Origin of the sequence: Gracilimonas tropica DSM 19535, from assembly GCF_000375425.1 — a bacterium.
Taxonomy (GTDB): domain Bacteria; phylum Bacteroidota; class Rhodothermia; order Balneolales; family Balneolaceae; genus Gracilimonas; species Gracilimonas tropica.
In genome coordinates this window covers 115,794-124,705 of sequence record NZ_AQXG01000010.1, presented here as the reverse complement: position 1 = coordinate 124,705, position 8,912 = coordinate 115,794, and the positions used below count along the sequence as shown (strand labels likewise).

Sequence of the window (8,912 nt, the reverse complement as noted above, 5' to 3'; positions counted from 1 at the left end):
CCATCAGGCCCGGATAAATGAAAAAACACAAGTTTCTCAAAGGCCCAAAAACTCGTCCGACGATTGAACCCTGCAAGGACCTACATTTCCACACATTTTAAACCCGCGATCCTTTCCATTCGTCGGACCACTTCTTTTTATTTTTACACAACCTACCATTTAAACTTTCGTGCTTGAATATATAGCATGGCCTTTTCAGTGGTCAGACGAAGACGGGTTGAAATTCCACACTTTTGAAGTCCGCTAAATCGTCTTTTTTACCGAAGCTCTTATAGCTTATTGGATGGTGTTCAAACGGTTGCTCCTCCACAACTGCTACCGGCTCCTGCAGTACACCCAAAGCAATGCTGATCGATCCTGATTGACCGGTTGTTTAATTTCTCCACATCAAAATCCCGAATGTGTTGGCCGGCACCTTCCTCTACTTCCATTTCCAGCATTTGGTTGAAGTCACAATCATACATACGGCCGTCCCAGCCTATGGAAATGGTATTTCTGCACATCACTCCCATAGCAGCGGCAGGATTGAAAGATTCAATCAGCTTCTCCATGTATTCTTCGAGGTTTCCGGACATCAACAAGAAATTCAAAAACCGGGATATCGGAAGATTTGTAATGGTATAAAGGTCATTGAATTCAATATCATGTTTTCGTTTCAGTTCCTTTTTGAACTGCTGCTTAAGCTGTTCCTGATCGCCCGGCAAAAAAGCTCCCACCGGATTGTAAACCAGGTTCAAAAGCAATCCCGAACCTTTCTGACCATATCCCAAATCGTTTAGTTTTTTGAGCGCTATGATAGACTTATCATAGGTCCCTTCCCCACGCTGATTATCAGTTCGGAACTTACTATAAAAGGGGAGAGAGCAGGTTACTTCAACTCCATGCTTTTTGAAGAATTCCGGCAGATCATTGAATTTGTTAGTAGTGAGGATCGTCAGGTTCGACCGCACAATGATATGCTTTCCCATCTTTGATACTTCCTCTACAAACCATCTGAAGTGAGGGTTCATCTCCGGAGCACCCCCCGTCAGATCCACGGTGTGAATATCTGTTCCCTTGAGCGCCTCGAGACAATACTCGAAAGTTTCTTTGGTCATGATCTCTTCCCGATCGGGACCGGCATCTACATGGCAGTGTTTACAGGTCATGTTGCACATATAACCAACATTCATTTGGAAAATCTCGACACCGGTAGGTTTAAGAGGGTAAAGCCCGATATCATTCAGTTTTTCTTCAAATTTTGGAAGGCTGCTTATGGCAACATTGTGGGAATTAATGATATCGAGCTGTACTTCCGGTTTGGAAAGTGCATGTGCTTCAGCGTGTAAACTTTTCATAATAATTTAGGGAGTTTGGTTGGCTGAACTTGCGATCAGCCAGAGAATAATAAATTGGCTATGAGACTTAGCTGTGTTTCCGGGAAAGACCTGTCAGTTTTTTAAAAGTCTGACAAGTGTACTCATTCTCACATAGATAAACCTTTCACCTTGTTCATCATCTGAACACCGTGTACCAGCGAAGAGCCACCGCGAATGGCTGCAGCCACGTGCACGGCTTCCATCATCTGCTCTTCACTTGCTCCATTCTCAAGGCTGTCGGTAGTGTACGCATCTATGCAGTAGGGGCATTGCACGGTATGTGCCACCGCCAGGGCAATAAGAGCTTTTTCTCTTTTGGTTAGCGCACCCTCCTCAAACACCTCTCCGTAATATTCAAAAAACTTGGATCCCAGTTTCTTCTGGAATTCCGTGATATCACCAAATTTTTTCAGGTCTTCAGGTTTGTAATAAGAATTTTCCATCTTGTATATGTTATTTAATGATTAAGGTGAAAACGAATAAATATTAATTTAATTAGGGTTTACAGCATTACGTCTTTATGTTGTAAAATCAAGGTTCTAATAAAATATTTCCTGTGCTAAGAACCTGCTTTTTTTTGAAAAAAATGAAACATTTTTGACTTAAATACTCTTTATAACACTGAAACCATCAATAAAACCATATAAATATGAACATAAAGAAATTAGTTTCCGCACTTTCGATAATTTTTGGATTTTTACTTTTCAACATGAGTACCGCAACCGCACAGGTTAACGGCCGGGGTGGAGATGTTGGACTCGGTGTTATGCTTGGAGAGCCTACCGGTATTTCCATGAAGTTTTGGAATAACCAACGCTCTGCTTTTGATATCGGAGCTGCCTGGTCTTTTGGACGATATGATGCCCTTCACCTACATGGCGACTACCTTCTTCACAGCTGGTTCAATGACATTGACGAAGGCAGCCTCGCTTTTTACTACGGTGTAGGTGCACGTTTAGTATTGAGCGATCCTGATGCCGCCATTGGTATCCGGGTTCCTTTAGGACTTAATTACATTGTACCCGATTCACAGATCGATTTGTTTGTAGAAGCAGTACCTATTCTTGATCTGGCTCCAAGCACCGATTTCGATGGAAACGGTGCATTAGGAATACGTTATTATTTCTAATGAAAGGTTGAACTTAGCATTACTAAAGCCGCAGGTTTTATACTTGCGGCTTTTTTATTTGGCAGGAATTTTTTCCGTCTTTTGATAAGAAATAGCAACTTCCTGCCCTTCTTTTGCGAGAGCAAGGAATTCAAATTTCCGGCTGTGCTGCTCCTTGATGTTTTTCTCCCAATTGGCGAGAACCTCATCATCATTATCCGGATCATGATGGGTAAGAAATAACCTCTTTACGCCGGCTTCATAAGCTATCTCTACTACTTCTTCCCAGGCAGAATGTCCCCAGCCAACCCGGCTTTCATATTGCTCACGGTCATACTGACCATCATGAATGAGAATGTCGACATCTTTAATAAACCGGCTAAAAGCTTCACGAAAAGCCCTGGTTTTTTCAGAATCGTCCGTAGCCAATTCATTGTCCGGACTAAAGACAATCACTGTATCGCCAAACTTCAGCTTATAAATTGCGGTAGGCACGGTGTGGTCAGCCCACATATACTCGATGGAGTATTCCTCAAAATACTTGGTCCCGGGCTGAAAGGTATCACAATCAATGTCAGCCTCCAGCATATCGATTGATACCGGAAAAAAAGTACTGGACATATGGCCTTGAAGAATTTCTTTGCAGCCAATTTCGCCTTGAGGCGGCAAATAGATCCGAAACCAGTTTTTCCCTTCGTAAAAGGGTTTAAAGAAAGGAAACCCCTGCAAATGATCCCAGTGCGGATGTGTGATAAACACCCTTCCCCGAATGGATTGTTCTGCTTCATTCATTCTGTTACCAAAATTCCTGAAACCTGTACCGCAGTCCAGAATCAAAAACTCATCTTGCCCTTCAACCTCAACCTGAAGGCAGGTAGTGTTGCCGCCATAGTGCATGTTTTCGTCATTTGCACAAGGCGTGGAACCTCTAACTCCCCAAAACTTTATGTTCAATGAGTTTTTCAAATATCTTTTACATTCGTTCTTCTTTAGTCTAAAATCGTAATATTATACCCTGTAATAGCTGTCAACTTTAAAATTATTCGTCAGTTATAATCTTTCGCAGATCTGTTTTGTCTCATCATTTAAAACAAAACATAAGTGTAAAAAATTATTAATTAAACCGAAAATGTGTATTACTCTTCTTCATCCGCAGAGTCATCATCTGCACTGCTGCGCTTAAGTTGATCAATGTTTTTCCGGAGTTCAGCAACACGATCTTGTTTTTCTGCTATTGCATTTTCGGCATTATCAATTTTTTCCTGAAGCTCGTCTTTAAGGGCATTACCTCGATTGGTGGGCTTGAAATAGGTTTTAGCCTCCTGCCACTGTATCATCTCGCTTTCAAGGCTGGAGGTTTCTTTCTTAAGTTTGTCGCGCTCTTTCTGGAATTTGATGATATCCTTTCGGGTATCCGGGTCAATTCCCTGATTAGCCAACTTCTTCTCCATACCAAGGTCGGAACCCAATGCCCGGTAACGGTCATAGATCACATCACAGGCTTCACGATACCGTTTCCAGATCTTGTTTTTCATTTTGATAGGTACATAACCCACATTCTTGAACTCTTCCTGTAAATTCTTAGCCTCCTGAACAGCAAGGGCCGGGTCGTCATGACTGCCAAGCTCTTCCAGCTTATCAAGGATCTCTTCTTTCTTCTCGAGATTTTCTTTTTGATCCTTCCGTTCATCTTTGAACGCCTCACGTCGCCGGTCATAAAATTCATCCATGGCTCCTTTGAACTGCTTCCAGATCTTGGATGATTTTTTACGCGGAACCGGGCCAATATTTTTCCATTTACTCATCAAACTCTGCATAGTTTGATGTCCTTTTTCGAAATCCTCGGTGCCTTTGATCTCGTTGGCCTGTTCAATCAGCTCAAATTTCTTCTCCAGGTTTTCCTCTTCCTGCTCACGCAGTACTTCCAGGTTATCCGACTTCCTTTGGTTGAATGCATCGGTTGCAGCCTTGAATTTATCCCACATTTCATTTTCATCTTTTTGCGGGAGATTGCCGGCCTTTTTCCAGGCTTTGTGGAGCTTATTCACCTTACGGGCTGCTTTGGCAATATTTTCCTGATCTACCAAAGCCTCTGCTTCTTTAACCAGTTTCCTTTTCTTCTCAAGAGCCTTTTCAATTTTTTTGCGGTACTTCTCATCTACTTTGAACCGCATATCATTGAAGGCATCCTGAACACCATTAAAGCGATCCCACAACGCCTGATTCTTTTCTGATGGAACCCGGCCCACTTTACGCCATTGAGAGATCAGCTTGTTGAACTCATCTTCGAGTTCCTCAAAATCCGGTGTAGCATCCTCCAGTTTTTTGACCAACACATCCATCTTGTCGAGCAGCAGAAGCTTAAGCTCAAGATTTTCTTCTTCCTTCTGAAGCTTTTTGACCAACCGATCTACTTTGTGATCTTCAAACTCATCCATCAACTCCTTGAAACGGTTTTCAAGTGTGTCGATCTCGCTTTTTGGAAGTAATTTTATGGACTCCCACTGTCCTTTTATCTTGCTGACCTCTTTGGTTGCAGTCCATTTTTCTTCACTGACAATATCTGAAAGTTGTTTTAAAAGGTCTTTTTTCTTGGCAAGATTCTCTTCTTTCTTGCGATTCTGCTCTTCGTAGTGCTTGCGCTTTTTCTCTTCAAAGTTATTTCGCAATTCTTCAAACTCATCGATAAGCGCTTTTGTCTTTTCACTGACCGACTCAGGTCCTTCTGCAATATTCTGCGCCATATTTGCCAGTTCGGTGGTTACAAAAGCCCAATCGGTTTGAACCACCAGTTCTTTGGCACGGTCTACGATCTCGGAGTAAAACGATTCTGCATCAGCGTCTTCTTGCTGCTCTTCTGAGGTAGTTTCTTCTTCCTCGGCATTAACATCTGCCTCCGTAGCTGACTCACTTTCATCATTATCATCGTCTTCAGCTACTGTTTCTTCAGTTGTAGTCTCCCCTTCAGATGAACTTACCTCCGTATCATCAGTTTCAGAGGGTTCCTTTTCAGCAACCTCTTCGGTTACCTCAGAAACTTCTGCTTGTTCTTGCTTTTCAGTCAGTTCTTCCGATGTTTTTGTTGGTTCTTCTTTTTTGACGTCTTTCTTTTCAGAATCAATTTTATTTTGCTCCAGGTTCTCCACAGTAACCTTCCTTCCTCGTGGTTCTTAAAGTTAACGGCTCAAAGCCTTCGTGATTTAGAATAGTTAAGATAATATATCTGTTCAATCTTTGGCAATTTAAAGCAAAAGTTCATCAAAGCATTTCAGATCAATGAGATAGAGCAGAATGTACCCTCACCCTTATCACTTGGAAGTACATAAAGTGCTTTTATGTATTAAAGTCTGAAGACTTACTAACTGCTGCTACTTTTAAGTCACCGCTTTGCACAAGCTGCCCGAATTTCAGTCCCGACAGATATCTTAAGTTTTAAGCGAGCCCAAAAACCTGATTAAGCAAACACAACTTTCCGAGCGGTGACTTAAGATTTTAGCTCGCATAAGTCTTCAGACTTGCTTCATTAAATTCATCGTTTATATTAAAATATGCCGGGGTTCAAAATACATAATCATCAACAAGCTCATTTCATCACCTGTACAGTTGTGGATTGGATTGATGTTTTCCTCCGCCCTAAATACAAAAAGGTTATTACTGACAGCCTCATTTTTTGCCAGTCAAACAAAGGACTGCGAGTTCACGGATGGTGCTTAATGACAAACCACTTACACCTGATGATAAGTGCAAAAGAAGATCATAACCTTTCTTCCATTTTAAGAGATTTCAAAAAATTCACTTCGGTCACAATCTTAGAGGATTTAAAAACTAATTCTAAAGAAAGCAGACGAAAATGGATTCTTTGGATGTTTAAGAAGGCTGGGCGAGATAATCCAAACAATAAAAAATTTCAGCTTTGGCAACAGGGTAACCGACCAATGGAAGTTATATCCAATACGTTTTTCATTCAGAAAATGAATTACATACATCATAATCCGGTAAAAGAAGGGTTTTGTAAAAAGCCCCAAGATTATCCCTACAGCAGCGCTCAATGGTACATTGATAAAACCGGAATTATTCCAATTGATGAAATATTGATTTAATTGCTGTGGTCAATACTTACTCAAGTCTGAAGACTTGAACTTCTACCACTTTTCAGTCTCCGCTTCGCTCAAGACTAAAAAGATCACCGTTATAATTTTCTGCTTTACCTATTCATCAATAAAAAAGAAGATATCTTACGTCTTAAGCGAGGCAAGGAAGTTATACTGAATTCTAAAGGTTACCGAGCGGTGACTTAAGATTTTAGCTCGCACCAGTCTTCAGACTTTTCCCAACAAAAAAAGGCACCCAAACGAGTGCCTTCACAATTTCACTACATGGTGATGATCAATCTTCTTTGATCAAATGCACATCGCGTTGCGGGAATGGAATTTCGATTCCGGCTTTATCCAGTTCTTCTTTCATTTTTTCCAGATTTTCCCAAAAATAGCCCCAATAGTCACCGGTTTTGGTCCAGGCACGTACCGACAGATCCAGCGAGCTGTCACCCAGGTTTGTCAAAACTACCATGGGCGCTGGTTCAGCCAGCGTGCGCTCATCCTCATTTAGAACTTTCAGGATCACTTCCCGGGCTTTTTTAACATCTGATGTATAACCAATACCCACCGGAAACACCGCTCTTCGCGTTTCTTTTGCAGAATAATTTACGATCGGAGAATTTGCTAATTGGCCGTTTGGCACCACTACTAACTGATTGTTCGGTGTTTGAAGATGCGTATGCAGAATATCAATTTTTTCAACAGTTCCGGATTCACTTCCCCGTTCAATAAAATCCCCAACTTTGAATGGCTTGAAAAACAAGATCAAAACGCCTCCTGCAAAATTGGACAAACTGCCCTGCAGCGCCAAACCCACAGCTAAACCGGCGGCACCTAACACGGCAATAAAAGAAGTCATCTGGATACCCAGCATGCCTAGTGCTGAGATATATACCATCACTTTTAACAATATGGAGACCAGGCTTTTCAGAAAAGTCTTCAACGCATCATCTACATTGCTTCGCTCTAATCCTTTTCCAACTCCTTTCACAATTAGCTTTACGATCCACAACCCGATAACGAGCGTAGCTATGGCCGCAAGTAGCTTTGGACCAAAAGTCGTCACAAAGCTCATAATTTCATCCGGTGATATGTTGAAATTTTCCATGTATGTATTCCCTTTATTTAAGTTTTACTGAATATGATGATTTATCTGAAAATTCACATAAAAAAACCTTCAGGATTTTCATCCCGAAGGTTGCGGTCACTTTTTTTGGATCACAGATCAGCTAATTCTTTTTTGATCTCATCTTTGGTTTTACCCAGCTTCTTTTGAAGGCGTCCGAATAATTCATCTTCTTTACCTTCAGAAAACGTAAGATCATCATCCGTCAGATCCGAATACTTTTGTTTGAGTTTACCTTTTAATTCATTCCAGTTTCCTTTAATGGTCAGGTCATTCATGACTTCTCTCTGTTTAAATTTAGGATTGATTAATGAGAATTGGCTAATGGTCAGGTGCTATTTTTATCAACCCACAACCATTAGCATATAGCTACTCTTCAAGGTGACTGCGCAACATCCAGGCCGTTTTGGAGTGAACCGTGAGTCGCTCAGTCAGCAGGTCAATGGTGGCTTCATCATCTGCGGCTTTAGCCGGTTCAAGTGCTTCGCGCGCTGTGCGAATAACTTGCTCATTGGCTTCCGTTAATCTTTTCACCATATCCAAGGCCTTTGGACGGTCAGTATCTTCTTCAATAGATGTGATTTTATTGAATTCTTTAAAGGTTCCCGGTGCCCGAAAGCCAAGGGCACGAATGCGCTCAGCGATCTCATCTATGGCTTCAGCCAGTTCTGTGTATTGTTCCTCAAACTGCTCATGTAATTGATGAAACAGCTCACCGGTCACATTCCAGTGATAATTGTGTGTTTTCAAATACAGCAGGTATGAATCGGCCAATACTTTGGACAGACCTTCTGCAATTTTCTCTCTATGATCTTCGGTTATTCCGATATTTACTTTCATGGACTCTACTCCGTTTAGGGTTTCAATACTCATGTCAGTCTACTTCTTTTTTATGAATATTCAATTAAGTAAACAATACAGAGCTGTTACGGTTCCATGAAGTAAGTGAATATTTAAAAGGATTTACAATGAGGGTGATTGGCTTTGTTTATGACTGAGATTTCTGAGAACCCAGATGATCTCATAAATCGTTACCCCGCCTTCGCGGGTATGACGACAAGCACTATTTGTTTGTCTGTGAAGCTCGATTTTTATATCTAACTCTCGTTAAGAAGCGCGACTAAAGTCTCTGACCCTCACCCAAGCCTGAAGACTTGAACTACTGCTGCTTTTCTGTCTTCAATTTGTTCAAGCAGAAAAGATCTCGGGTCTCATTAAGAAAT

The 8,912-nt window shown here is 41.3% G+C and carries 9 protein-coding genes; 2 read left to right on the top strand and 7 right to left on the bottom strand.

Translation table 11 applies throughout. The features are described from left to right. Positions 1-290 precede the first annotated feature (290 nt). Positions 291-1,337: an arsenosugar biosynthesis radical SAM (seleno)protein ArsS gene (arsS, locus tag B151_RS0114055; protein WP_020404291.1), complete on the bottom strand. Its 1,047-nt coding sequence runs from the start codon at positions 1,335-1,337 to the stop codon at positions 291-293. A gap of 128 nt (positions 1,338-1,465) precedes the next feature. Further along, entirely contained in the window at positions 1,466-1,801 is a 336-nt protein-coding gene (locus B151_RS0114050; RefSeq protein ID WP_020404290.1) for an arsenosugar biosynthesis-associated peroxidase-like protein, read from the bottom strand. Between the two features lie 206 nt (positions 1,802-2,007). Here B151_RS0114050 and B151_RS0114045 point away from each other — a divergent pair, with 206 nt between their 5' ends. After that, positions 2,008-2,487 (top strand): hypothetical protein, encoded by a 480-nt coding sequence (locus B151_RS0114045; protein ID WP_020404289.1) that lies wholly within the window; start codon positions 2,008-2,010, stop codon positions 2,485-2,487. 54 nt (positions 2,488-2,541) lie between these two features. On the opposite strand, the gene B151_RS0114040 is transcribed toward B151_RS0114045, so the two are convergent. Together B151_RS0114040 and B151_RS0114035 are read right to left on the bottom strand one after the other, a co-directional pair. Then, positions 2,542-3,420: an MBL fold metallo-hydrolase gene (locus B151_RS0114040; protein WP_245550420.1), complete on the bottom strand. Its 879-nt coding sequence runs from the start codon at positions 3,418-3,420 to the stop codon at positions 2,542-2,544. Between the two features lie 182 nt (positions 3,421-3,602). Continuing rightward, the gene (locus B151_RS0114035) at positions 3,603-5,612 is read right to left on the bottom strand and encodes a DUF349 domain-containing protein (protein ID WP_020404287.1); all 2,010 of its coding nucleotides are present in this window, start codon (positions 5,610-5,612) and stop codon (positions 3,603-3,605) included. Between the two features lie 402 nt (positions 5,613-6,014). On the opposite strand from B151_RS0114035, the gene B151_RS0114030 reads away from it, so the two are divergent. Continuing rightward, positions 6,015-6,566, top strand: a complete 552-nt coding sequence (locus B151_RS0114030; RefSeq protein WP_040517099.1) for an REP-associated tyrosine transposase — start codon at positions 6,015-6,017, stop codon at positions 6,564-6,566. Between the two features lie 286 nt (positions 6,567-6,852). On the opposite strand, the gene B151_RS0114025 is transcribed toward B151_RS0114030, so the two are convergent. From B151_RS0114025 to B151_RS0114015, 3 genes are all read right to left on the bottom strand, one after another. Next, positions 6,853-7,671, bottom strand: coding sequence for a mechanosensitive ion channel family protein (locus tag B151_RS0114025; RefSeq protein ID WP_020404285.1), 819 nt, complete (start codon positions 7,669-7,671; stop codon positions 6,853-6,855). A 110-nt stretch (positions 7,672-7,781) separates the two neighbouring features. After that, positions 7,782-7,967: a CsbD family protein gene (locus B151_RS0114020; protein ID WP_020404283.1), complete on the bottom strand. Its 186-nt coding sequence runs from the start codon at positions 7,965-7,967 to the stop codon at positions 7,782-7,784. A gap of 91 nt (positions 7,968-8,058) precedes the next feature. Continuing rightward, positions 8,059-8,562, bottom strand: a complete 504-nt coding sequence (locus B151_RS0114015) for a Dps family protein (protein ID WP_020404282.1) — start codon at positions 8,560-8,562, stop codon at positions 8,059-8,061. Positions 8,563-8,912: the final 350 nt, after the last annotated feature.